General features: G+C 32.7%; 24 protein-coding genes. 19 read left to right on the plus strand and 5 right to left on the minus strand.

Annotated elements, in window-relative coordinates:
- Window positions 1-13: 13 nt before the first annotated feature.
- From AC1RPK_RS04365 to AC1RPK_RS04420, 12 genes are all read left to right on the plus strand, one after another.
- A complete protein-coding gene (locus tag AC1RPK_RS04365; protein WP_481761539.1) occupies window positions 14-985 on the plus strand; it encodes a DUF6625 family protein in 972 nt (323 codons plus the stop codon).
- 76 nt (window positions 986-1,061) lie between these two features.
- Window positions 1,062-2,036 carry a Stealth CR1 domain-containing protein gene (locus AC1RPK_RS04370; protein WP_481761538.1) on the plus strand — a complete coding sequence of 325 codons (975 nt, stop codon included), beginning with the start codon at window positions 1,062-1,064 and terminating at the stop codon, window positions 2,034-2,036.
- Window positions 2,037-2,052: 16 nt separating this feature from the next.
- Complete coding sequence (locus AC1RPK_RS04375) at window positions 2,053-3,000, plus strand: glycosyltransferase (protein WP_481761537.1); 948 nt, start codon at window positions 2,053-2,055, stop codon at window positions 2,998-3,000.
- Window positions 3,001-3,091: 91 nt separating this feature from the next.
- The gene (locus AC1RPK_RS04380) at window positions 3,092-4,207 is read left to right on the plus strand and encodes an EpsG family protein (protein ID WP_481761536.1); all 1,116 of its coding nucleotides are present in this window, start codon (window positions 3,092-3,094) and stop codon (window positions 4,205-4,207) included.
- A 38-nt stretch (window positions 4,208-4,245) separates the two neighbouring features.
- The gene (locus AC1RPK_RS04385) at window positions 4,246-5,175 is read left to right on the plus strand and encodes a glycosyltransferase family 2 protein (protein WP_481761535.1); all 930 of its coding nucleotides are present in this window, start codon (window positions 4,246-4,248) and stop codon (window positions 5,173-5,175) included.
- 86 nt (window positions 5,176-5,261) lie between these two features.
- Complete coding sequence (locus tag AC1RPK_RS04390; RefSeq protein ID WP_481761534.1) at window positions 5,262-6,149, plus strand: glycosyltransferase family 92 protein; 888 nt, start codon at window positions 5,262-5,264, stop codon at window positions 6,147-6,149.
- A 15-nt stretch (window positions 6,150-6,164) separates the two neighbouring features.
- The gene (locus tag AC1RPK_RS04395; protein ID WP_481761533.1) at window positions 6,165-7,697 is read left to right on the plus strand and encodes a lipopolysaccharide biosynthesis protein; all 1,533 of its coding nucleotides are present in this window, start codon (window positions 6,165-6,167) and stop codon (window positions 7,695-7,697) included.
- 87 nt (window positions 7,698-7,784) lie between these two features.
- On the plus strand, window positions 7,785-8,663 hold the full coding sequence (gene rfbA / locus AC1RPK_RS04400) for a glucose-1-phosphate thymidylyltransferase RfbA (protein WP_481761532.1): 879 nt from the start codon (window positions 7,785-7,787) through the stop codon (window positions 8,661-8,663).
- Entirely contained in the window at window positions 8,663-9,244 is a 582-nt protein-coding gene (rfbC, locus tag AC1RPK_RS04405; protein ID WP_481761531.1) for a dTDP-4-dehydrorhamnose 3,5-epimerase, read from the plus strand. Before rfbA ends, rfbC begins: the two co-directional genes overlap by 1 nt.
- A 19-nt stretch (window positions 9,245-9,263) precedes the next feature.
- Window positions 9,264-10,292, plus strand: coding sequence for a dTDP-glucose 4,6-dehydratase (rfbB, locus tag AC1RPK_RS04410; protein WP_481761530.1), 1,029 nt, complete (start codon window positions 9,264-9,266; stop codon window positions 10,290-10,292).
- A gap of 47 nt (window positions 10,293-10,339) precedes the next feature.
- A complete protein-coding gene (gene rfbD, locus AC1RPK_RS04415) occupies window positions 10,340-11,185 on the plus strand; it encodes a dTDP-4-dehydrorhamnose reductase (protein WP_481761529.1) in 846 nt (281 codons plus the stop codon).
- A 104-nt stretch (window positions 11,186-11,289) separates the two neighbouring features.
- Window positions 11,290-12,102, plus strand: a complete 813-nt coding sequence (locus AC1RPK_RS04420; RefSeq protein ID WP_481761528.1) for a sugar phosphate isomerase/epimerase — start codon at window positions 11,290-11,292, stop codon at window positions 12,100-12,102.
- 30 nt (window positions 12,103-12,132) lie between these two features.
- Here AC1RPK_RS04420 and AC1RPK_RS04425 read toward each other — a convergent pair whose 3' ends face one another.
- From AC1RPK_RS04425 to AC1RPK_RS04440, 4 genes are all read right to left on the minus strand, one after another.
- Entirely contained in the window at window positions 12,133-13,425 is a 1,293-nt protein-coding gene (locus tag AC1RPK_RS04425; RefSeq protein WP_481761527.1) for an APC family permease, read from the minus strand.
- A 103-nt stretch (window positions 13,426-13,528) separates the two neighbouring features.
- Entirely contained in the window at window positions 13,529-13,756 is a 228-nt protein-coding gene (locus AC1RPK_RS04430) for a DUF2922 domain-containing protein (RefSeq protein WP_409022132.1), read from the minus strand.
- A gap of 22 nt (window positions 13,757-13,778) precedes the next feature.
- A complete protein-coding gene (locus tag AC1RPK_RS04435) occupies window positions 13,779-13,979 on the minus strand; it encodes a DUF1659 domain-containing protein (protein ID WP_409022133.1) in 201 nt (66 codons plus the stop codon).
- Window positions 13,980-14,078: 99 nt separating this feature from the next.
- Entirely contained in the window at window positions 14,079-14,642 is a 564-nt protein-coding gene (locus tag AC1RPK_RS04440; RefSeq protein ID WP_481761526.1) for a sigma-70 family RNA polymerase sigma factor, read from the minus strand.
- Between the two features lie 258 nt (window positions 14,643-14,900).
- Between AC1RPK_RS04440 and AC1RPK_RS04445 the strand changes: the two genes are divergently transcribed.
- The 3 genes from AC1RPK_RS04445 (at window position 14,901) to AC1RPK_RS04455 (ending at window position 18,721) form a co-directional block, all read left to right on the plus strand.
- Window positions 14,901-15,752: a competence protein ComK gene (locus tag AC1RPK_RS04445; protein ID WP_481761525.1), complete on the plus strand. Its 852-nt coding sequence runs from the start codon at window positions 14,901-14,903 to the stop codon at window positions 15,750-15,752.
- 90 nt (window positions 15,753-15,842) lie between these two features.
- Window positions 15,843-16,943 carry a glucosaminidase domain-containing protein gene (locus AC1RPK_RS04450; protein ID WP_481761524.1) on the plus strand — a complete coding sequence of 367 codons (1,101 nt, stop codon included), beginning with the start codon at window positions 15,843-15,845 and terminating at the stop codon, window positions 16,941-16,943.
- A gap of 65 nt (window positions 16,944-17,008) precedes the next feature.
- Entirely contained in the window at window positions 17,009-18,721 is a 1,713-nt protein-coding gene (locus tag AC1RPK_RS04455; RefSeq protein WP_481761523.1) for an N-acetylmuramoyl-L-alanine amidase, read from the plus strand.
- 39 nt (window positions 18,722-18,760) lie between these two features.
- Here AC1RPK_RS04455 and rlmD read toward each other — a convergent pair whose 3' ends face one another.
- Window positions 18,761-20,158, minus strand: a complete 1,398-nt coding sequence (gene rlmD, locus AC1RPK_RS04460) for a 23S rRNA (uracil(1939)-C(5))-methyltransferase RlmD (RefSeq protein ID WP_481761522.1) — start codon at window positions 20,156-20,158, stop codon at window positions 18,761-18,763.
- A gap of 105 nt (window positions 20,159-20,263) precedes the next feature.
- Here rlmD and recX point away from each other — a divergent pair, with 105 nt between their 5' ends.
- From recX to AC1RPK_RS04480, 4 genes are all read left to right on the plus strand, one after another.
- A complete protein-coding gene (gene recX, locus AC1RPK_RS04465; RefSeq protein WP_481761521.1) occupies window positions 20,264-21,073 on the plus strand; it encodes a recombination regulator RecX in 810 nt (269 codons plus the stop codon).
- Entirely contained in the window at window positions 21,070-22,191 is a 1,122-nt protein-coding gene (gene mutY, locus AC1RPK_RS04470) for an A/G-specific adenine glycosylase (protein WP_481761520.1), read from the plus strand. The genes recX and mutY overlap by 4 nt, the downstream gene beginning before the upstream one ends.
- 82 nt (window positions 22,192-22,273) lie before the next feature.
- Window positions 22,274-22,831 (plus strand): nucleoside tri-diphosphate phosphatase, encoded by a 558-nt coding sequence (gene ntdP, locus AC1RPK_RS04475; RefSeq protein ID WP_481761519.1) that lies wholly within the window; start codon window positions 22,274-22,276, stop codon window positions 22,829-22,831.
- Between the two features lie 160 nt (window positions 22,832-22,991).
- A complete protein-coding gene (locus AC1RPK_RS04480; protein WP_481762409.1) occupies window positions 22,992-23,972 on the plus strand; it encodes a LacI family DNA-binding transcriptional regulator in 981 nt (326 codons plus the stop codon).
- Window positions 23,973-24,135: the final 163 nt, after the last annotated feature.

Raw genomic sequence — 24,135 nt, forward strand, 5'->3', positions numbered from 1 at the left:
GAAAGGATTCGCAATGATTAAAAACACAAAAATAGTATTGATAGCTATATATTTTGGAGAATTACCAAATTATTTTGATTTATGGTTAAAATCAGCGGAATATAATAATGAGATAGATTTTCTAATATATACTGATCAAAATATATCTACAACCATACCGAATGTTAAAATAAAAATAGTCAACTTTAAAGATATTCAAGCGAAAATAAGATCACATTATACATTTCCTATAAAAATTAATAATCCGTATAAGTTGAATGACTACAAACCGGCTTACGGTGAAATATTTGAGGAAGACATCTCGGGATATGATTGGTGGGGATTTGTGGATATTGATACTATATTTGGAGATTTAAAAAAATTTTTATCTGAGGATATACTAAAAAAATATGACAAAATAAATACTCGTGGACATTTTCAAATGTATAGAAATAATAATCAAATTAATAATGCATATAAAATTGATCATCATAAAAAAGGGACGTACAATTATAAGCAGGCATTTACAACTGATGACGCAACTCACTTTGATGAAATTTGGGGAACTGCAAAATTTATGCCCGACACAGATATGAGAATATATGATCCATATAAAGAAAAGGTCTATTATGCTGATATTTGGGTAAAAGCATTTCGATTTATAACACTTGATATTTCTGAGGGAAAACAATATCAAGTGTTTAGATGGCATGATGGGGAACTAGTAATGAATTATATTGATAACGGAAAAATTAAAACTAAAAAGATAGAATATATTCATTTACAAAAAAGAAAAATGCAAGTTGATGTTGAAATATCAAATGATGACCATAGCTTTTTAATTGTACCTAATAAGTTTATAACAGATGAAAAGTTGTCTATTGAAAATATAAAGAAATATAATGAAGGAAAATGGCCTAATGGTATCCGCAGATATTTCCAATATTATATTAAGCAATTATTTAATGGGGAGCTTAAGGCTAGAATACGAAGAATTTGGCTCTAAATATAAGATTGAAAATAGATTAACACTTTTTATCTGAATATTAAAATCACTAATAAATATTAAGGAGAACTTAGTCATGAGTGATAATTTTAAAATTGATTTTGTAGTGACATGGGTTGATGGAAATGATGATATCTGGCGGAATAAAAAAAATAAGTACGCGGGAAACAAAAATTTAAATGCGGATGAACGTTTCAGAGATTATGATATTTTTAAATGGTGGTTTGAAGGTGTAAAAAAATTTGCACCATGGGTAAACCATATTTTTTTAATTACCGACAAACAAGTTCCGAAGTTTCCATTGGACATGAAAAATCTAACAATTGTTGATCATTCTGATTTTATTCCTGAAGAATATTTACCTACTTTTAATTCGAATGTCATTGAAATGAATATTCCAAGAATTAAAAATTTATCGGAACATTTTATCGTATTTAATGACGATACGTTTATAACTAACAAGGTAGATCCAACAGATTTCTTTTCTCAAGATGGGACTCCTAAGGATGTAGGATTAATGGGACTTATTCAACCGTCGGAAGAATTTTCGTTAATACCTTTTAATAATATACTTATTATTAATAAGTGGTTCTCAAAAAATAATATTTTGAAGAAGAATTTCTTTAAAATATTTAATTGGCAATACGGGTTTCAAAATGTAAGAAATTTCTTAGTTTTACCATATAGGTCTGTTCTGGGATGGTATGAACCGCATTTGCCTAGTAGTTTATTGAAAAGTACATTTAAAGAAATATATCAAAAAGAACCAGCTTTGTTAGCCGAACTTAGTAAAAATCGTTTTCGTACTAGAAATGATGTAAATATTTGGTTGGCACGCGATTGGCAACTTTCAAAAGGGAATTTTGAACCACGTAGATTTTCGTTTGGAAAGTTTGAGAAGTTGCCAGAAGATGGAGATTTTTCAAAAATAAAGCGCGCCTTAAAATCCAAGGCAAAAATAGTTGTTATAAACGACATATCGTTACCATTGGAGAGCCTTTCAGAAACGAAAGAACAATTAAGAAAAATATTCGCTGAACACTTTAGCTAATTAGGAGGATCTAATTATGAGTGACGTTGCAATTTTAATGGCTACCTACAATGGTGAAAAATTTTTAATGGAGCAAATTGAAAGTATTAAGAATCAATCATATGGGAATTGGCACCTATTTATTAGAGATGATTTTTCGAAAGATAATACCAGTAAAATTTTAGATAATTTTAAAAGAGATCCTAAAATAACGATACTAGATAGCTCGCTAAATATTAATGAAAAGGGCCAATTAGGAAATTTTGAAATTTTAATGAATAACGTTCCAGACCAGTATGAATATGTTATGTTCTCAGATCAGGATGATGTATGGTATACAAATAAAATTGAGATATCATTAAATGAAATTAGACACCTGCCTAACGAAAAAGTACTGCCTAAGCTTGTATATACGAATTATGACGAGTTTTTTGAAGTAGTGGGGGACGGAAGTGTGAACTACAGTGGTGTAGAAAAGAAAAATAAACCAACATATCAACGTATTTTTCTACATAACTGGTTAATGGGTAATACGATGATTATTAATCGTAACTTATTAGAAATTTCAAAAAACATCCCGATAGAAGCAGTTAATCATGATGCATGGCTTGCATTAGTTGCTGGATTATATGATGGGATTGGATATATAGATAGTGCGACTGATGGTCATAGAATGCATTCATTTAATATTACAAGAGGTGCCGATGCACATAAAAAAAGTACAATTATAAAAAGTAAGTTAATTGATTTAAAAAAATATAAAGTTAAATTTGATCGATTTTCCAAATTGGTTAATGAATTAGAACTACAATTTTCAAATTCGCCTATTAAAATAAAAAAAAGAATTACTATGTTGAAATATTTTGTAGAAAAGAAGGGTATCGAAGCCATAATATTTGGCAAAAAGAATGGTTTTTTTACCAATATTCACGGTCACAATACCTTACTCTATTTGGAGGAAATATTAAGGTTATTCAAAAAATAATGTTAGTATTTACATAAAATTTAATTAAAAATGGAATACAGCATAAGCAAATTTCATTAATTGTTTAAGAAATGACTATCTAGGAGTTTATATGACATATTTATTTGCAATAGTAACCAATTTCTTTTTGGATCATGTTCATGGTAAAAAAAATAATATCATTCCGTTCATTGGAATCGGAATATTAGCATGGCTAGCGGGTGCTGCTAGTAAGATGACGACGACCGATTATCCTAGTTATCTTATTAATTATGATAATAGTTCTTTAGCACCATATAATCACCAATTTGAGTGGGGCTATATGTGGCTTTCTCGAATTTTTGCGGCAAACGGAGTGACATATGCTGATTTTAGATTAATATTATTTATTGTTAGTTTTATTATTTTGACAGTTGCAATATTAAGATTTACAAAGAATTTAGGATCTTTTGTTTGGGTTTTTGCAATTTTTCCTTTTTTTAATGAGGCAACACAGGCACGTAATTTTTTTATGATTTCTATTGCTCTATTAGGGCTAAGTTTTTTACAGAAAAAAAATGTAAAAAATATTATTATTGCCATCGGATTAATCTTATTGAGCGCATCAATGCATTCATCTGGATATATATTTTTAATAATAATTCCCTTAAGCTTTTTGAGCGAAAAATATGTGAAAATTTTTGTACAATTAATTATTGGTTTTTTTGTAATTTTAACAATTGTACAATTTATTCCAGGTTTAAGTGGTTTATTGAAAAATATAATAACGAAAGTTTCATTGCATTCATCTAGGACACAATTGTTTGATAAACTGAACACAAGTTATGCTGCTGGTTCATCAAAAATAATGCTTATAGAAATAGCTTTATCATATTTTTCAATGTTAGGACTTGGATATTATTTTTTGAAAATTAATAGCCTATCAACTGAGATTAAAAATAAATTGAAATTGTTATTCTTAATTTCGTTAACTGGTCTTGTAGCACTCCCATTTTTAGTTATGTCGATACAATATCAACGGTTCCAACGTAACTCTTTCGCACCAATTATAATTGCATACGCGCTAATTAGGGAGCATAAAGATGAGATTGATAGTAGAATATTATTAAAGATTGATTTAATGATGGTGGGGATACTCTTATTAGCTGTTATAGCGTTTTATGGAGTGTTAGTACCACAAGAATTTGTTGACAGTATTCCATATTTAGTACATTGGAAATCGCTTTAGCATTGTCGTTTAAAGAAAAGTAATTAAGGAGTAAATTTTTGAAAAATATAGCTGTGATTATGTCAACGTATAATGGCGAAAAGTACGTCGAGGAACAATTAAATAGTATTATTGAGCAAAAATATAAAAATGAAGATAACATACAGATTTATGTTAGAGATGATGGTTCAACAGATAATACAATAGATATTTTAAAAAGATACGAAAATAAAAATTTGTTAAAAATAATTTATTCAAGCGGAAATATGGGTGTTAAACGTTCCTTTTTTGAATTACTTAGGGTTGTCGATGCTGATTACTATTTTTTTTCTGATCAAGATGATGTTTGGGTTTCAGATAAAATAATGCAATTTATGGATAAATTTGATTTGTTAGACAATAAAATAACACAAGCTATATTTTCAGATCTTATGATTGCTGATAAAAAGGCTGTTTCAACAAATATTAAAATGTCTAAAATGTTAGTAGGCGAAAATTATAATCATTCATTGAATGATTTATTATTCAATTTTAAAGTAACCGGAGCGGCATTAGCAATTAATAAGAAACTAAGAGATGAAGTACTTATGTTAACAGATGAAGATATTGAAAATGTAACAATGCATGATTCAATTATTGCTAAAATCAGCTCAGCAAGTGGGAATTTAACGTACATTGATAAAGTAACGGTTTACTATAGACAACATGAAAATAACGTCATCGGAATTGGTAAGAGTAATGTACACTTGTATGAAGTTTTTCGTAGATTAAAAATAAGATATAAACAATTAGGTCGGATTAAAAAGGAAAATATTGTTCTGTATGAAAGATTTTCTAATATCATTAAAAATGATACTGAAAAAAAAATGCTAGAAGATACATATAAGTTTTATGATACAAAGAATATCTTTAAAAGATATTCTTTGTATCATAAATTTCATAGTTTAATTAATACAACAGCACAAAGAATAATTATATGGTTTGTTTAATAGAGAGTGATTAGGTGGTTACTATCAATTTAATAAAAAAAAGTTTTAGGCGTAATTTTATTACGGCATATAATATGATAAAGTATATGAAAAATAAGATGAACTACGGAAATAAAAGGTATAAACAAGTAAAAATAATTGAAGAAAAAACTGATTTTATTAATAGCGTGTCATTAGTGGCAATTATTAAAAATGAAGCACTATACGTTCAAGAATGGATTGAATATCATAAAATTATTGGTATATCAAAATTTTATATTTATGATAACGAATCTACTGATAATTTAAAAGAAATTTTAGAACCGTATATTAAAAGTAAAGTGGTTGAATATATCTATTTTCCGGGTGATAAGCAACAAATACCAGCATATCTGGATGCTGTCGAGCGCTGTAAGACAGAAACAAAATGGCTATTAACACTAGATTTAGATGAATATTTAGTATTAATTGATGAAAAAAATATTGATTCTTTTTTAAATGAATTTAGTGAAAACGTTGCTCAAATTGAAATTGGTTGGGTGATGTTCGGCTCATCTAATTTGATTAAAAAATCAAATGGATTAGTTACTGAGACATTTTTAAATAGATCAAAAAATGATATTATTTTAGATTCAAAACCTATCGTAAATCCTAGATTAGTAATTGATATGAGAATACCACATTGGTATGATGTGGCCGGTAAAACGACTGATGAAAACGGAAATAGGTTATGGGGATATCCATGGACAAATGAAAAAAGACCTAAAATTGTATCAAGGGAACACGTGAGGGTTAATCATTACTATGCAAAATCACTTGAAGAATTCGAGAATAAAGTAAAAAGAGGATATGCTGATCAAAGTAATGATATAAAAGAACGTAGTTATCTTGATTTTAAGAAGCACGATATTAATGATGTCTATGATAACGGCATGTTAAAGTACACGGATAAAATTAAAACAGAAATTAAACGTGTACAAGAACTTAACAGATGAGGGTAAGTGTGATGTATGAATAATAATTCTCGAACTGGTATAGCAGCTAAAAATACATCAATCGCTGCACTATCGCAAGTAATAATGTTAGTTTTGAAGTTTGCATTGCAGACAGTATTTATTAAAACTCTTGGTGCCGATTACATGGGAATCAATGGGCTATATGCTAATGTGTTGAGTTTTCTATCCTTTGCTGAATTAGGGATTGGTGGGGCGATAACGTACTCACTGTACGATCCTCTTGCTACTAGTAATCATGGTGAAATTGCTGGTGTCATGAATTTATTTAGAAAAGTGTATAATGTGATTGGTATCGTAATTTTGATTATGGGTTTAGCATTTACTCCATTTATAACTATTTTAATGAAGGGCGGTAGTCCTGTACCATTTCCGCGAGTTATGTTTGTACTATTTTTATTAAATACGGTTGTTAGTTACTTTTTTACGTATAAACGTTCCTTATTAATTGCAAATCAAGAAGGATATAAGGATAGTTTAAATAGATTAATTTTTACGATAATGCAGACAGTATTACAAATTATCTTTTTACTTTTATTTAGACAATATGTTTGGTACTTAGTAATCCAAATAATTATAACATTGTTATCTAACTTGAGAATTTCAAAACTTGTTGATAGGGAATTTGAATTTCTTTCCGAAATGAAAACTGTTAAAGTAAATCCTAAAGTCATCAACTATATGAAGAAAAATATATTTGGGACTGTTTCTTCAAAAATTGGTACTATATTAGTTTTTGGAACGGATAATATATTAATATCGGCATTTTTAGGCGTTAGATTAGTAGGAATATATTCTAATTATATGCTGATTGTAAATAGTATTTCCAGTGTGTTGACACAAAGTATCTCTGCTGTCACAGCTGGATTAGGTAATCTAGGAGTAACGGAGGATGAAGATTATCAAGAAGTTGTGTTTTATCGTTATATGTATATAAATGCCGGTATTACATCAGTTATTGCTATAACGTTATACGCAGTTATTGAATCTTTTATTAAATTTTGGATAGGATCAAATTACGTCTTATCGAACTTTACCGTGTTACTTATTGTTATAAATTTTGTACTTGTTCAATTTAGACAGACTGTATTAAATTTTATTGGTGCACGTGGATTATTTTGGCCAATGAGATATAAATCACTACTTGAAGCTGTAGTTAATATGATAGTTTCAATTCTTTTGTTAATGACAACAAATCTCGGCATTAATGGTATATTAATTGGTACAATAGTAAGTAATATTGGAATTAATTTATGGTGGGAACCACTTATCTTATTCAAATATGGATTCAAACGTAGTATGAAAAAATATTATCTTAAATATTTTGGTTATATGGGAATAATTGGAATAGAATTAGGAATAATTTCGTATTTACTAAAAATTATTGTAATTCAAGGGATTTTCAGTATTTTGATAGCATCTGCTGTTGTATTTATTCTAGCAAGTACATTATTCTATTTCTTATTTATTAGATATGACGAAACAAATTATGTTAAAAAATTGGTTTTAAGAAGGATATTAAATAAATAATGATTTTTATTTTTAAAAGCTGTGTTAAGTAGTTATTGTAGCTACCATTTACAAAAATTAATTAGAATATTTTAGGAGGAAAAGTGTATGAAGGGAATAGTTTTAGCCGGAGGTAGTGGGACTCGTTTATATCCATTGACACGTGCATCAAGTAAACAGCTGATGCCGATTTATGATAAACCAATGATCTATTATCCAATATCAACATTAATGTTGGCAGGTATCAAGGATATTCTAATTATTTCTACTCCTGAAGATACGCCACGTTTTCAAGAATTATTGGGCAACGGTTCTGAATTAGGCATTAATTTAGAGTATGCCGTTCAACCTACACCAGATGGATTAGCAGAAGCATTCATTATTGGTGCTGATTTCATTGGTAATGATAGCGTTGCGCTCATCTTAGGTGATAATATTTATTATGGTCCAGGTATGACTAAGATGCTTGAACGGGCTGCAAATCAAACTGAGGGGGCTACCGTATTTGGTTATCAAGTGCGTGATCCCGAGCGTTTTGGTGTTGTTGAATTTGATGAGAGCCATAAAGCAATTTCGATTGTTGAAAAACCGGATCACCCTAAAAGTAATTTTGCAGTAACAGGCTTATACTTTTATGATAATTCAGTTGTTGATATAGCAAAAAATATTAAGCCGTCACCACGTGGCGAACTTGAAATTACGGATGTTAACAAGGTCTATCTTGAAAAAGGAAGACTACATGTTGAAATTATGGGACGTGGATTTGCTTGGCTTGATACAGGGACACATGCAAGTTTACTTGAAGCAGGGCAGTTTATTGAAACTGTTCAAAGAATGCAAAATATGCAAGTAGCTAATTTAGAGGAAATCGCCTATCGAATGGGTTATATTTCACGCGAACAATTAATTGATCTAGCACAACCACTCAAAAAAAATGATTATGGACAGTACATGTTACGTATCGCAGAAGAAGAGGATAAAAAGTAATGGGTAAATTAAAAGTATCAACAACAAAGTTACAAGATGTTAAGATTATTGAACCAGCAGTATTTGGTGATAATCGCGGCTTTTTTACGGAGTCATATTCAGACAAAGATTTCAAAGAAGCTGGAATAGATATTGATTTTATCCAAGATAATCATTCATTATCAACACAAGCTGGCGTTTTAAGAGGACTTCATTTTCAACGTGGAGAAGCTGCACAAACTAAATTAATTCGGGTCGTGACAGGGGCAGTACTAGATGTTATTGTCGATGTTCGAAAAGGTTCACCTACTTATAAACAGTGGGAAGGATATATTCTTTCTGCAAGTAACCATCGCCAATTATTAGTTCCTAAAGGGTATGCCCATGGATTTGTAACATTAACAGATGATGTTAATTTCCTTTATAAATGTGATGGTTACTACAATGCAGCAGCAGATGGTGGGATTTCATTTAAAACTCCTGAACTAAATATTGATTGGCCTATTGATTTTGACCAAGCAATTACATCTGAAAAAGATGCTGCACAACCAACGTTTACAGAGTTTGAAAAAGACAATCCGTTTGTGTATGGAGAAATCTAAATAGGAGAGGTGTTTTTAAATGAAAAATATTATTGTAACAGGTGGGGCCGGATTTATTGGTTCTAATTTTGTCCATTATGTGGTTAATAACCACCCAGATGTTCACATTACCGTGTTAGATAAATTAACTTATGCAGGAAATAAAGAAAATTTAGCTGGACTACCTGCTGATCGTGTTGAGCTAGTAGTGGGAGATATTACTGACGCTAAACTAGTTGATGAACTTGTTAGCAAAACAGATGCGGTAGTACATTACGCTGCAGAAAGTCACAATGATAATTCTTTAAAAGATCCATCACCTTTTATTCAAACTAATATTATCGGAACATATACATTGCTAGAAGCTTGTCGTAAATACAATGTCCGCTACCATCATGTTTCAACTGATGAAGTGTATGGAGACTTACCATTACGCGAAGATTTACCCGGTCATGGGGAAGGTGAAGGTGAAAAATTCACACCTGAAACACGTTATAATCCAAGCAGTCCATATTCATCAACAAAGGCTGGATCAGATTTATTAGTTCGTGCATGGGTGCGTTCATTCAATTTACAGGCAACAATTTCAAATTGTTCCAATAATTATGGACCATACCAACATATTGAGAAGTTTATTCCAAGACAGATTACTAATGTTTTGAGTGGAATCCGGCCTAAGTTATATGGTTCTGGTAAAAATGTTCGCGATTGGATTCATACTAATGATCATTCAAGTGCTGTCTGGGCTATTTTAAATAAGGGTCGTATTGGTGAAACTTATTTGATTGGTGCGGATGGTGAACAAGATAATAAGGCTGTTTTGGAGTTGATTTTAGAATTAATGGGTCAACCTAAAGATGCTTATGATGTCGTTAAAGATCGCCCAGGACACGATTTACGATATGCTATTGATTCATCAAAATTACGTGAAGAGCTTGGTTGGAATCCTGAATTTACTGATTTTAAATCAGGATTACAAGATACGATTGATTGGTACCGAAATAATGAAAATTGGTGGAAAGCTGAGAAAGATGCAGTTGAAGCAAATTATGCAAAAAATGGACAATAATAACTAAGAATGGACTTAAGTCCATTCTTTTTTTGAAGGAGCTAATTATGAAAATATTAATTACGGGTGTAAATGGTCAATTAGGAACAGAATTAAGTCATTTATTAGATGAAAAAAAGATTGTATATACAGGAACTGGTTCTAAAGATTTAGATATTACTGACTCAAAAGCAGTTAATAATTATTTTTTAGATAATCGCCCAGAAATTGTCTACCACTGTGCAGCTTATACAGCTGTTGATAATGCTGAAGAAGAACCTGGTAAAGCTATTAATGAACAAGTTAATGTTATAGGTACTCAGAATATTGCCACAGCAGCAGAATCTGTGGGTGCTACGTTAGTTTACATTAGTACTGATTATGTATTTGATGGGACTAATGATCAAATGTATACAGAAAAAACACCCACTGCGCCTAAAAATGAATATGGTCGGACGAAGTTAGCTGGAGAAGAAGCCGTTGCTAAAATAATGAGTAAGTATTATATTATCCGTACATCATGGGTTTTTGGCGAATATGGAAAGAACTTCGTCTATACGATGCTAAACTTAGCTAAAACTCATGATCATCTGACTGTTGTTAGTGATCAGGTTGGACGGCCAACTTGGACTAGAACGCTGGCTGATTTTATGTTATATGCAGTTCAAAAAAATATTCCTTATGGGTTATATCAGCTTTCTAATGATAATTCATGTACTTGGTATGAATTTGCTAGTGAGATTTTAAAGGATGAAGTAGTTGAAATAAGTCCAGTAACGTCTGAAGAATATCCACAAAAGGCATACCGACCTAGACATTCAGTTATGGATTTGAGTAAAGTTAAAGCAACGGGATTTGAAGTACCAAGTTGGCAAGATGCTTTACATGAATTTATGGCTAAAATTGAAGTATAGAAAAGGGGAGTTTTCTAGTGATTTGAGAAATTGAATCATTAGAAGTCACTCCTTTTTATTTTCACCCAATTTAATGCTAACATAGTACCAAGGAGATGATTCAAATGACAATACCATTAGGATTAAAGGCGGGAACTGACCCAATTCAACTCCATGATCGGTTACAACATAATCCAGATATTTTTGAATTCTATCTAAATGAATTTGATGTTTCTGGAGATGGATTAAAACGATTATCAGATGAGATTGATGAGGTGAAGGCAACTACGAAGAAGATTGTCATGCATCATCCAATGAAGGTTGGTGAACAATCTGTTGAATTAGCCGTTTCCGAAACAGCTGATCCTAGGTTATATCGTTTTGTTAGAGAAAGTACTGAGACATTGATTCAGCTCGCAAAAGATAAATCAATTCAAACCCTCATTCATGGTTCATATAATCGACAAACGCCAACAATTATTGCTGAATATCCTAATTTTGAGGTTGCGGAATCAGCGTTATTTAATCGGATGGATTATTATCAAAAATATGGACAAAATAACGTCATGTTTGAGAATTCGATTTCTGATTTATTTTATTATGGGTCTGAAGAGATGGATCAGTTTATTCTACAAAAAGGGTATCGCTTAGCATTTGATACATCGCATGCCTTTATTAAACAAGCAGGTAGTAATACTGACTTACAAGCGAGTTTGAAACGGTTAATGCCAAATATCGTCCATTATCACTTAGTCGATTCAATGGGTAAATTTCATGATAGTTTAACTTTAGGAAAAGGCAAGATTGATTGGAAGTTAGCATATCCTTTGCTTAATCCAAATGCAACGACTATTTACGAAATTGATTTAGAAAATCAAAATGATTGTCGCGAAATGTTGGAAAGTCATGAATATCTACAAAATTTAATAGAAAAATAACCATTGGTTTTGAACTTTCAAAATCAATGGTTATTTTTTTCGGTTATCAAACCAGTAGAGTAAACACCCTAGTACTAACACGATAACGCCGAATAAGATGATTTTCCAATTAAAACTTAACAGTAAGTAAAGTGAGATAATTAATGCAAGGCTTGGAATAATTGGACCACCTGGTAATTTGAAACCTTTTGGTAAATTTGGATCATTATTGAATTTAAATGTTGCTAGAATTGTTGGTACATATTGGACAAACGATGCAAAGACAATGCATGATACTAAGAATAAATAACTACCGCTAAGTAGCAGGAGGATGCTTGTGATAGATGTCACAATGATTGCGATAACCGGTGTATTGTGTTTACTTTGCTTACCGATTATTTTTGGTAAAAGCTGATGTTCATTTGCTAGCGATGCAGCCACAATAGGTGTATTGAATGATACTGAGATGGCAACCCCAAGAATAGAGATCAACATCCCAATGATAATGATCATATAACCCCACTGACCAAAGATACTTTTGAATGCCGCAGCAATTGGTAATGAGTACGATCCTAAGTTAGGGCCAAGGATACCCACGGCAACCGTTTGAAGTAAAACATATAATAAAGTCACCGTTGCAATAACGCTTAATAGTGCTTTCGGAATATTCTTTTCCGGATTATCCATTTTAGCAGCAGCAATCGGTAAAAATGAAAAGCCAGTATACATATAAAAAATGACACCAAATGCTGTATTAAATTTCGTAAATAACTGAGTGTTACTGTGAATATCAGTCGGAATCATGGGCGTAAAATGAGCATCCTTAATGAAGAAAGCACCGACAATAATAAAGAGTAACATGATAAATACTTTAGCTGCAGAAGACAGATTGTCTGCGAAATCTAGAATAGCTGTTCCAAAATAATTAATGATGCCTAGAATAATGACTAAGGCAATTGCTGAAACATCATAAATAAGCGTTTGTTGTAATGCTGGAAAAAGTATTTTTAAGACAGTTAGTAACGCAGCAATTTCGGCTGACAAAGTCACTACGCCTAATATCCAAGTAAATATACCAACTTGAAAACCAGTAAATTTACCGAATGCATTATAGGCATATAACCAAGCCGCACCATCTTCCGAAAATTTACTTGCTAGTGTTGCGTAACAGAGCACAATCATGGTGACTGCTAATGCTGCAGCGATAATTGTAAAGATACTGAGTGGTCCAATATCATTATAAATTTTACCAGATAATAAGAAAATCCCCGATCCAATAATACCGTTAATTCCTAACAAGAAAACCGTGAAAAACGTCATTTTTTTATCTTCTATTTTATTCATTACAATCCCCCTAAATTTTAGAATAGCCAATATGATGTTAAAAGGCAATTGATAGGTGCTATGAGGGTACAAAAAAAGCCAACAATTAAGTTGGCTTTTACGGTTAAACTAAATCGTTTGTGTAGATTGGTGTTTCAATGGTTTCAACAAATTGTGCTGAGATAGGGGTTACGAACATTTTTTCGTTATCACGATGGAATAAATCAGAACCTGTAATGTCATCCATGGCTTTCTTAACGGTTGCTGGATCTAAATCTGTATTAACGTAACGTAATTTCATATGGCGCGTTTTACCCGCTTCATTTTTAAATGCTAAATCTAATTGTTTCATATAATTTCCTCCTTAGGTTTGATTAAGCTAAAAGACTTGATTCTGTGCGGATGGTCATTTTAACGGTGTTATCACCAGTTAATGAAGCAACTGTAGCGCCGAGTTGTGCAATAGCTTCGTTAGAGGCATTTTCAGTAATGTTAGCGAATGAACGTTTACGTTCAGAGCCGTCAGAACTTAATCCCTCAACGATAACGTTTGTTTTTACCCAAGTTTTACTCATATATGTTCTCCTTTGTGTGTCTATATTTGATAAGTGCCGCGACGCCTTACATAGATAATAAAGAATCGGTTAACCATTTTGTAAAGCAAATACTGATATTTATTCTTGATTCATTTGAGCAATGACTAAAAGTACTTTCCGACCGACGCTATTACGCCAGTTATAGGCTGTTTGACGGCTAACATGATGACTGGCAGCAATTTCTGTGACTGTTTTGTGTCTAATATAACAATCGACTAGATAATGTTGTTCGGCGTTTGAACAGAGGTCATAGAGTGATTTAAAAAGGTGTTCTGTAAATAATTTTTCAGCGATAGTATCTTGTGTTTGGAGGGTTAAATCAATGATGGAATCAGTTGGATTAGTTGAATCATCCTTATTAGGTTCTAAATGCGTTTGTTGATTAGATTGTCGATTAATTAAATCAAGAAGTCGCCAGTAGACACGTTGATAGGCGTAAACCATGAAAGTTTGTTCATTATCTTCAATAGTTTTAGGGTATTGGTCATATGCAGCGCTGAATGCTAATCGTGCTTCTTGTACGAAATCGTCATATGAAGCATGCGATTGATTAATCGACATTCTTTTTAGAACACCAAAGATAAGTTTTTCACGGTCATTTTTCAGTAGAAAAGCTAGACCTGGGTTTATTTGATTTGACATATTAGTAGAGTTGCCTCGTTTCTTTTAAGATCCCTTGGCCAAGGTTCTTAATTAGAATACGAGGTTATTCAATTTTAAAATAGACGACGAAATGAGCGTATTTATGGGTTTTTGATGAGCATTTAAGAATTAAAGGTAGACTATTAATTTTCTTAAGATAAACTTAACAATTAGACTTAAGTTCACACAAGATTAGTTACAATTAAATCTGTAACATAGGATAAGTTGTTAAATGAAAGTAAGAAAAGGAGTAGGCTATTGAACTTGGAGAATGAATTAGAACGGGATTTTAAAGAAATTATAGATTATCCAGAAACACGCTTATTGACTGTTGGGTCTCAATATTGGCGAAACTTGTTGGAGAATCATCCAATAATAGACGTTACGGATGATCATTTTTTTACAGAACATGGAATTGTAACGGATAACTATCAAGTGAACATGGAGACAACTTTGTATATTCACCATATAACACACAGACGGGATGATTTACGATCCATTATTTTTGATAAGCATAAAGATATTTTATTATGTAAATACACAACAACAAATTTTGTGAATCGCTTGATTAATGAAAAAATTCTAACTTTTGTCGCAATGCGTGCGATTGTGTCATTAGTTGAAAAGAAACAAGCTCTACCTTACACATGTGGTATGTATCAGTTATTTCCAGATAGTGGGCCATCAAAACGGGATGCCTCATGGACGGCAGGACACCATCTTGCTAATATTTCCGATGTAGAAAATGGAACTGATTTATTTTTCAACAATGGATTAAGAATTAGAGTTCAAAGTAAGTATTCGCAATTTCTAAAGCAATTAAATTTAGCGCATCTTTTTACAGATATTCAAGTTTCTTTGGCCAGTAAAATAGCTGCAGAACTTGGTTTTGAAAATCCAACACCCCAATTTAGATATCATGATGCTATCTTATCTTTAGTTCAGAACAGACGTGATACCTATGTGGATAAAATAGATTTCATTAAGGAAGTTAAGCATTTATTAGCCATCTACACGTTGAAAGGGTATTCTGATGAATCACCTGACGACTCAATTATCAAAAAAACGTGTAGTTGGGCGCATACTAATAGAGGCATTATGCGTTACTAATTGTAATCATAATGTAACGGAAAAAGGCGTTATTAGACATGCAAATTTGATATAATTAAAGCTGATAATTTCGGAAAAATAGGGGGAAATATGAAAAATAAAAAGTTGTTAACAAAATTAGTTACGGTAACATTTGTTGCTATTACGGGATTTAGCTCAATAAACTTACCAATTGGGAATCAAAGTAAAAATGAATCAACAGTTACGGCAGCCACGACTGCCCAAACAAAGGCTCTCATTGAAAAGAATGGACCAACGATTCAAGCAGTGTCAAAAGATAAAAACTTGTATCCATCAGTGATGCTATCACAGATGATTCTTGAATCTTCTTGGGGTCAAAGTACGTTGGCAAAAAAGGCTAATAATTTTTTTGGTATGAAGGGTGCCTATAAGGGACAATCATATTCAGTTAAATCATTGGAATATAATAGCAAAGGGAAAGCTTATTATGCGGTGTCTAAATTTAAAAAATACCCAAATGCTAAAGCATCTATTCAAGATTATGCCAACCATTTACGTAACGGTGTAAGTTGGGATGCTAAGTATTACTCAGGTACATGGCGTGAAAAAGCTAGTACTTATCAAAAAGCAACAGCATCATTGAGTTTAAAATACTCGACAAGTAGTGCCTACGGTAAAAAATTAAATAACTTAATTTCTAGATATAATTTAGCTAGTTTAGATAATACCGTTAAAGTCGCTTATAATGGCGCAGCCGGTTCTGAAACAGTCAAAGTAGCTAATACTGGTTACCGTCTTTACAATCATGTTAAAGGAACAGCAGGTAGTCGTGATAAAGGTGCGGCTGCTAAGTTGACAGGTAAGACAGTCTATGCGGACATGCGTGGCGTAAAAGAAGGTAGCACAACTTGGTATCGAGTAAGAGTTAAAGGCACATCAACGAAGTATTGGATCTATAAACAAGCATTAAAATTAAGAAAAACAAGTTATTCTACAGTAAAAAATACAGGAAATTTTAATAATAAATCATATCAGTTACATAATCATGTTTATAATTCAGATTATTTATCTAAAAAGACAGGTCAATCAAAAACACATAATAATAGAACTTATACAATTAATAAAAAAGCGATTATTACTGATTACAATGGGTCTAAATCAACGATGTACCGAGTCAAAATTGGATCTACTAATCATTGGGTCTATAAGGGAGCCATTAATAAACATTAATTTATTAGGTTGTTGAACTAATATTGCTAAGGGATAGCAATAAAAAAATAGGAGAGTTATTGAAAATGCAGAAAAAAATAGTAATGGGTTTTGCCATTGTTTTGGGGATTGTAGCGGCTGGATTAATGAATCAATCAGTTTCGGCTTCATCAAAGGTAAATAATTATATACATTCTCAACATATTGCACCAAATGAGATTACAAGTGCTATCTGGGGTGGTTTTCCAACCGATGATATGACTTATCGTCAAGGTAAACCAGAAGGTGTTGTTGTTCATGAAACAGCTAACCCATCATCTACCATATATGGTGAAATGGCTTTTATGAAAGCCAATTATGGTAATGCATTTGTGCACAGTTTTGTTGACGATCATAATATTATTAATATTGCAAAAACGAACGTCATGTCATGGGGCTCTGGTCCTAAAGGTAACCAACGTTTCGTGCAATTTGAAGAAACGCGTGTTCATAGCAAGTCGGCATTTGCACGAGAAGTTAATAATGCCGCCTACTATACTGCCTATATTTTACAACAATATGGGTTGAAACCAAGTTTAGCAACTGCTAGCAATCATGGAGCGGGCGCAACAGTTTGGGCACATGCAGATGTCAGTAAGTATTTAGGTGCAACTGATCATGGTGATCCAGTTGGTTACTATAGCGAATCTGGTAATAAATGGTTTAATGAGTCATATTCAATGTCAGACTTGTATGATTTAATCAAAGAATACTACACACAATTAGGTGTGAAGGTCGCATATCACAGTGCAGCTGGATCAGAAACTGTTCAGATGAATAATACAAGTTACCGTCTTTATAACCATGTTAAAGGGACGGTCGGCGCAGTCGATAAAGGTTCAAGCAGCAAGTTAAGCGGTAAAACATTGTATGCAGATATGCGTGGTGTTAAAAATGGTAGCACTACTTGGTATCGCGTCCGTGTTAAAGGGACATCCACAAAATATTGGATCTATAGTGACGCCTTAAAATTAAGAAAAGTAAGTTACTCACCAATGAATGTTTCAGCTAAATTTAATGGTAAGTCATATCAGTTACATGATCATGTATACAATTCAGATTATCTATCTAAAAAGACAGGTGATTCAGCCAATTATAAAAATAGAACATATACAATTAATCAAAAAGCCGTTATAACTGATTATAATGGTGCTAAATCAACGATGTATCGTATTAAAATTGGTTCAGATGATCATTGGGTTTACACAGGAGCAGTCAATAAGGATGCACTAGTTAATTTAGAAATGCATAGTGCATCTGGTTCAGAAACTGCAAAAGTTAATAGTAATAAATATATGCTTTATAACTCAGTTAAGAACTCTACTGATAATACGGTTAACTATGGTTCTTCAACACAATTAACTGGGCAAACAGTGAAATTATTAGCTCGAGCAGAAAATAGAAGCCAAGGAACAACTTGGTATCAAATTAAATCAGGATTAAATAAATATTGGGTTTATTCAAAGGCCTTAACATTTAATCAATCAATTACTTATAAGTCACTTAAACAGACTGGAACCGTAAGTACGACAAGCACTTACTACTTGCATAATCATGTTTATAATTCAGCATATTTATCAGTAACAACAGGAAGAGCAAGTGATGCTACAATTAGAGGTAAAGCAGTTAATGTAGATTGCATGGCTACAATTAAAGAAAATGGTAAAGAAGATTCATATATGTACCGTTTTACAGTTATTGAAACAGGAAAGACCTATTGGGCTTATGGTAGCGTCTTAGTTGGTCGAACGAATAGTTAAAGCAAAAAAAGAAGCCATTTTATGGCTTCTTTTTTTGCTTTATTTTCCTGAAGAACGACGTGATAATTTAACGACGGCTTCAACTTTTGATGTTTGTGGGAACATATCAACGGGTTGAATATAATCAACGCGGTATGATTTTGTTAACAATTCTAAATCTTTTGCGAGTGTCGATGGATTACATGATACATAAACAAATTTTTTAGGACGACTCTTATTGATGGCTTCAATTAATTGATCATCTAAACCAGTACGTGGTGGATCAACAACTAGGGCATCAGGTACGAAACCTTCTTCCAACCATTTAGGTAAGATATCTTCAGCTTTACCAACTTCATATGTGGTATTTTCTTGATGTGATAGAACAGCATTTTCTCGTGCATCTTCAATCGCTTCAGGTGTTGTATCCATACCGCGAACTTCTTTAGCACCATGGGCAACATAAAGGCCAACGGTACCAACACCACAGTAAGCATCAACTAATGATTCATTTTTATCTAAGTTAAGAGCTTTATTGATTTCATCGTATAAAACGCCAGTTTGAACTGGGTTTAATTGGAAGAAAGCACGTGCTGATAATTTGAATTTCATTTTACCAAGACGTTCCATGATGAAGTCTTGGCCAGCGATATTAATGGTTTCGTCACCCCAAATAAGTGATGTTTCACCTTTGTTGATATTTTGCATGACAGAAGTAACCATAGGTAATTCTTCTAAGATATGCATAACTAGTTCACGTTTCTTAGGTAATTTTGCCGAGTTTGTGATGAAGGTTAATTGAACCTCACCGGTATCAAAAGATTCACGAACAACAAGCGTTTTGATAATACCTGATTTAGCTTCTTCATTGTAAATAGGAATTCCGAGTTCCTCTAATAACGCAACAACGTGACGAATAACAAGCATTGTTGTAGGACGTTGCGTACTGAATTCTTTTAAGTCTACTAAATCATGACTCTTTGGTTTGTAAAGTCCAGCGATGACGTGACCATCTTTTTCGCGAACTTGGAATTGCGCTTTATTACGGTATTCATATGGATTTTGCATACCGATAGTTTCTTTTAAATCATAGTGTTCATAACCACGCGGTTTATATCTTTCTAAAGATTGTACGATAACATCTTTTTTGAAAGCTAATTGGCCTTTGTAGTTTAAATGTTCTAATTCAATTCCGCCGACTTCACTGTATGTTGCGTCTTTTGGTTCAACGCGAACAGGACTTTGTTTACGAATTTTATGAATTTTAGCGTTGATATAAGAATCTGCAACACTAGTGACTTCTGCTACAACGACTTCGTCTGGAAGAGCACCAGGTACGAATGTAATCTTACGTTTGTAATAGCCGATGCCTTCACCATTAATACCTAAGCGTTTAATAGTTAAAGGAAAACGTGAACCGGCTTCAATTTCTGATCCAAATTCTTGATTGTCTGACATATTTTTATAAACTCCTTATTGCTTTTTTCTTATTATAACACAGGAATATTGGCATTTTGGCAGTTCAAAGATATAATAACAAGATAAGCATTTAAAGGAGTCTATATGACAAAAAAAATCACAAAAATAACCACACAAAAACGTGCTGGACGATATAATGTCTTTCTGGATGAAAAATATGCTTTTCCAATTGGGGAAGAAGTTCTTATTTCATTTCATCTTGCTAAAGGGATGGAATTAGATGAGGCATTAATTAAACAAATTGCTGATGCAGATGATCGTTCAAAAGCGTATTCAAAAGCGTTAAACTATTTATCAACGCAAATGCGAACCGTAAAAGAGATTAAGGATTATTTGAAGAAACATGAAATTACGGAAGACGCGATTGAAGAAACAATCGAAAAGTTATATGAATTTAGATTAGTAAATGATCTTGAATATGCTAAAAGTTACGTTAGAACAATGATGCACACGTCGGATAAAGGACCAACAGTCATTCGCCAAAAGTTACGATTAAAAGGTGTTGCAGCTGAAAGTATTGATGAAGCCTTAGAAGAATTTCCAGTTGATGACCAATTAGAAAATGGAATTAAAGTCGCCGAAAAATTAGTTAAGCATTACCACGATCAATCGTTTAGTAATTTAAAGAACAAGGTTCGTCAGGCATTAATGACTAAAGGCTTTAAGTCTGATGACATTTCACAAATAATGGATGCCTTAGAACTTGAAATTGATCCCGAAGCCGAATGGGATGCACTTGTTAAACAAGGGGATAAAGTCTGGAAACGGCAACGTCGCTTGGAAGGTAGTCAGCGCGCCATGAAAGTTAAACAGGGGCTATTTCAAAAAGGGTTTCAGTTTGATGATATTAATGAATATATTGAGCTGAAAGAACAAGATGAGGCGCTTGAATGATAATGTGGGATGACGCAAAAATCACAGCTTTTCAAGAGGCATTGTTAACTTGGTATGATAGTGAAAAAAGGGATCTTCCTTGGCGCAGAGACCATGAACCCTACCATATTTGGGTATCAGAAATTATGCTCCAACAAACACAAGTAAATACGGTTATTCCGTACTATGAACGATTTATGGAATGGTTTCCGAGTGTTGAAAATTTTGCTAATGCGCCAGAAGAACGTATTTTAAAAGCATGGGAAGGACTCGGTTACTATTCAAGAGTTCGAAACATGCAAAAAGCAGCAAAACAAGTTGTTCAAGATTATTCTGGGCAATGGCCGCAAACAGCTAAGGAACTGCAAAATTTAGTTGGAATTGGGCCATATACTGCCGGAGCAATCGCAAGTATTGCTTTTAACGAAGTTGTTCCTGCCGTTGATGGTAATGCTTTTCGTGTATTTTCACGCTTATTTGAGATAGAAGATGATATTGCGAAACCACAGACCCGACTTATTTTTGAAAAAGTCATTCAACAAATTATTTCTAAAGAAAGACCTGGAGACTTTAACCAAGCTGTCATGGATTTGGGTTCAAGTTACATGAGTGCTAAGAATCCAGATTCTGAACATTCTCCAGTTAAGTCGTTTAATCAAGCTTATTTAGATGGTAAAGAACTTGATTATCCAGTGAAATCAAAGAAGCCGCGACCAGTTGAAATGCCCTATATTGCTTTGATAATTGAAACAAAAAAAGGGTATTTATTTGAGAAACGTTCTAGTAAAGGGATGCTCGCAAATTTATTAGCGTTTCCTTTAATTAAGCTGGAAGAACTGGAAGACAAACCAGGAGACGTGTTATTAACGGATGATTTAGTTATAAAATTAGGCCAATGGAGCCAAGATAATTTGAACCATAAGTTGATTTTTTCAGCATTAGAAGGTTCCGTCGTAAAACATACCTTTACCCATCAAAAATGGTTAATTGAATTATTTACCGTGAAAAGTAAATCGTTTGACTTAAGTTATTTTCCTGGCGAATTCATACTTGAAAAAGATTTTGACCAGATTGCAGTTCCTAAAGTACAACAAAAAATTTGGGACAAATATATCAGCCTTTCTTCAAATAAATTTTAGTAAAATAGTTCTTTTTTTGGTATAATATTCATGCAATCGATGTAAAATGCACTACGTGTTTAGAAAGTGGGTTTTGGTAGAGATGAGTAATCAGTCAAAGGAGCCTAAAGAGGGCGACTTCATTACCATAAAGAGTTATAAACACGACGGTAGTTTGCATCGAACATGGCGTGATACGATGGTGTTGAAAACAAGTGAGAATATGATTATTGGGTGTAATGATCATACATTGGTGACCGAAGCAGATGGCCGGCGATGGGTGACCAGAGAACCAGCAATTATCTTTTTTCATAAACACTATTGGTTTAATATTATAGCCATGATACGTGATAACGGCGTTTCTTATTATTGTAATTTGGCTTCACCAGCCACGTTAGATAAGGAAGCTTTGAAATATATAGATTATGATTTAGATGTCAAAGTTTTCCCAGATGGTGAGAAACGGTTATTGGATGTAGATGAATATGCAGAACACGGGAAAAAATGGGAATATTCTGACGATATCGATAAGATATTGAAGTATAACGTCCGAACACTTGTGGACTGGATAGATAACGGGAAAGGGCCATTTTCTAAAGAATATATAGATATCTGGTACAATCGTTACCTCGAACTAGCGGAACGTGAAAATAATAAATAAAAAGGATAATTCTGAATTTTAAGTAGAATTATCCTTTTTATTTACTATTTTAGTGAGGTATTTTCTAATAAATTGAGCAGTATGGTAATATATAGATAGTTTAGCAACGGAATAAAAGGAAAACTAGACGAAATAATATAATTAATGAATGGATGAAAAAATGGCTACTAAAGCGAATATAAAAGATGTTGCAAGTAAGGCAGATGTTTCAATCGCAACTGTATCACGTTTTTTGAATGGTAAAACAGAGCGTATGTCTAAAGAGACAGCATTGAAAGTCCAAAATGTGATTAAAGAATTAAACTATGTCCCTAATGACGCGGCTAGACAGATGATTACAAAAAAAAGTCGAATGATTGCTACAATTGTTTCAGATGTGGATGATTATTTTGCCACAGAAATGTTTAAAGGTATTAGCTCAATTTTAGATGCACAAGGTTATACAGCGGTTTTATTTGATTCCGATTCTAATAAATATAAAGAACAAGGTATCCTTAAAATTATTGGCGAAAAATCGTTTGATGGACTAATCATGCAACCAATACTTAGAAAAGAAGCCGATTTAAGGGATGCGGTTAGACGAGACATGCCCATTGTTATTGTTGATCGTGAACTTTCTGATTCTAGTTTAGCTAATGTTGTTACAAATAACTTTGATATTAGCCAACAAGTAACAAGATATTATCTAAATCAAGGATTTGATCAAGTCATTATCATTACTGGTGAAGTGACAGGTATTTCAACTCGGGAAGAGCGGTATAACGGAATTAATTCGGTCAGTCCAGACACTAAGGTGATTGAGGTTATAGATGGTGATACAAAATTAAATCAAACATATGCTGAACTGAAAAATAGATTAATACGTGATGATAAAAGAACGCTTGTATTTGCGTTGAAGGAACGTTGGTTGCTTTACTTACTACCTAAAATTATCGCTGATGGATTCATGGTCAATCAACGGGTAGCGGTAACGGGATTTTCAGATACTGAAGTCATAAAAGCGATTAATTCAGGAACTTCGTTGATTAATCAAAATCCTTTTTTACTAGGTGCTAGTGCAGCAGAATTATTGTTGAATGAATTAAATGGTGAAACAAATACGAAAAATAAAAAAATAATTATACCTGCTGAATTTAAGTAGATACTAATATGGAAAAGACTTGCTCAAGGGTAAGTCTTTTTTTATTGTCCTTAAAATGTAATTTAAAGTTAAAAAAATAAACAGGCTAGATACCTTACTGGAGTAAACGTTTACCTTGTTTAGAAATATATATTTATATTTAAGACTTGCAATTATGGAATAC

This window comes from Dellaglioa sp. CoH-55-MRSF-6 (genome assembly GCF_056782215.1).

What these genes read in the sequence shown, in the direction of transcription:
- AC1RPK_RS04440 (WP_481761526.1), bottom strand. Translation starts at nt 14,642, where the DNA reads ATGTCAAATCAAATAAACCCAGGTCTAGCTTTTCTACTGAAAAATGAC.
- AC1RPK_RS04480 (WP_481762409.1), top strand. Translation starts at nt 22,992, where the DNA reads ATGGCTACTAAAGCGAATATAAAAGATGTTGCAAGTAAGGCAGATGTT.
- rfbA (WP_481761532.1), top strand. Translation starts at nt 7,785, where the DNA reads ATGAAGGGAATAGTTTTAGCCGGAGGTAGTGGGACTCGTTTATATCCA.
- mutY (WP_481761520.1), top strand. Translation starts at nt 21,070, where the DNA reads ATGATAATGTGGGATGACGCAAAAATCACAGCTTTTCAAGAGGCATTG.
- AC1RPK_RS04435 (WP_409022133.1), bottom strand. Translation starts at nt 13,979, where the DNA reads ATGAGTAAAACTTGGGTAAAAACAAACGTTATCGTTGAGGGATTAAGT.
- rfbC (WP_481761531.1), top strand. Translation starts at nt 8,663, where the DNA reads ATGGGTAAATTAAAAGTATCAACAACAAAGTTACAAGATGTTAAGATT.
- rfbB (WP_481761530.1), top strand. Translation starts at nt 9,264, where the DNA reads ATGAAAAATATTATTGTAACAGGTGGGGCCGGATTTATTGGTTCTAAT.
- rfbD (WP_481761529.1), top strand. Translation starts at nt 10,340, where the DNA reads ATGAAAATATTAATTACGGGTGTAAATGGTCAATTAGGAACAGAATTA.
- ntdP (WP_481761519.1), top strand. Translation starts at nt 22,274, where the DNA reads ATGAGTAATCAGTCAAAGGAGCCTAAAGAGGGCGACTTCATTACCATA.
- AC1RPK_RS04420 (WP_481761528.1), top strand. Translation starts at nt 11,290, where the DNA reads ATGACAATACCATTAGGATTAAAGGCGGGAACTGACCCAATTCAACTC.
- AC1RPK_RS04370 (WP_481761538.1), top strand. Translation starts at nt 1,062, where the DNA reads ATGAGTGATAATTTTAAAATTGATTTTGTAGTGACATGGGTTGATGGA.
- AC1RPK_RS04430 (WP_409022132.1), bottom strand. Translation starts at nt 13,756, where the DNA reads ATGAAACAATTAGATTTAGCATTTAAAAATGAAGCGGGTAAAACGCGC.
- recX (WP_481761521.1), top strand. Translation starts at nt 20,264, where the DNA reads ATGACAAAAAAAATCACAAAAATAACCACACAAAAACGTGCTGGACGA.
- AC1RPK_RS04380 (WP_481761536.1), top strand. Translation starts at nt 3,092, where the DNA reads ATGACATATTTATTTGCAATAGTAACCAATTTCTTTTTGGATCATGTT.
- AC1RPK_RS04395 (WP_481761533.1), top strand. Translation starts at nt 6,165, where the DNA reads ATGAATAATAATTCTCGAACTGGTATAGCAGCTAAAAATACATCAATC.
- AC1RPK_RS04390 (WP_481761534.1), top strand. Translation starts at nt 5,262, where the DNA reads ATGAAAAATAAGATGAACTACGGAAATAAAAGGTATAAACAAGTAAAA.
- AC1RPK_RS04365 (WP_481761539.1), top strand. Translation starts at nt 14, where the DNA reads ATGATTAAAAACACAAAAATAGTATTGATAGCTATATATTTTGGAGAA.
- AC1RPK_RS04425 (WP_481761527.1), bottom strand. Translation starts at nt 13,425, where the DNA reads ATGAATAAAATAGAAGATAAAAAAATGACGTTTTTCACGGTTTTCTTG.
- AC1RPK_RS04375 (WP_481761537.1), top strand. Translation starts at nt 2,053, where the DNA reads ATGAGTGACGTTGCAATTTTAATGGCTACCTACAATGGTGAAAAATTT.
- AC1RPK_RS04455 (WP_481761523.1), top strand. Translation starts at nt 17,009, where the DNA reads ATGCAGAAAAAAATAGTAATGGGTTTTGCCATTGTTTTGGGGATTGTA.
- AC1RPK_RS04450 (WP_481761524.1), top strand. Translation starts at nt 15,843, where the DNA reads ATGAAAAATAAAAAGTTGTTAACAAAATTAGTTACGGTAACATTTGTT.
- rlmD (WP_481761522.1), bottom strand. Translation starts at nt 20,158, where the DNA reads ATGTCAGACAATCAAGAATTTGGATCAGAAATTGAAGCCGGTTCACGT.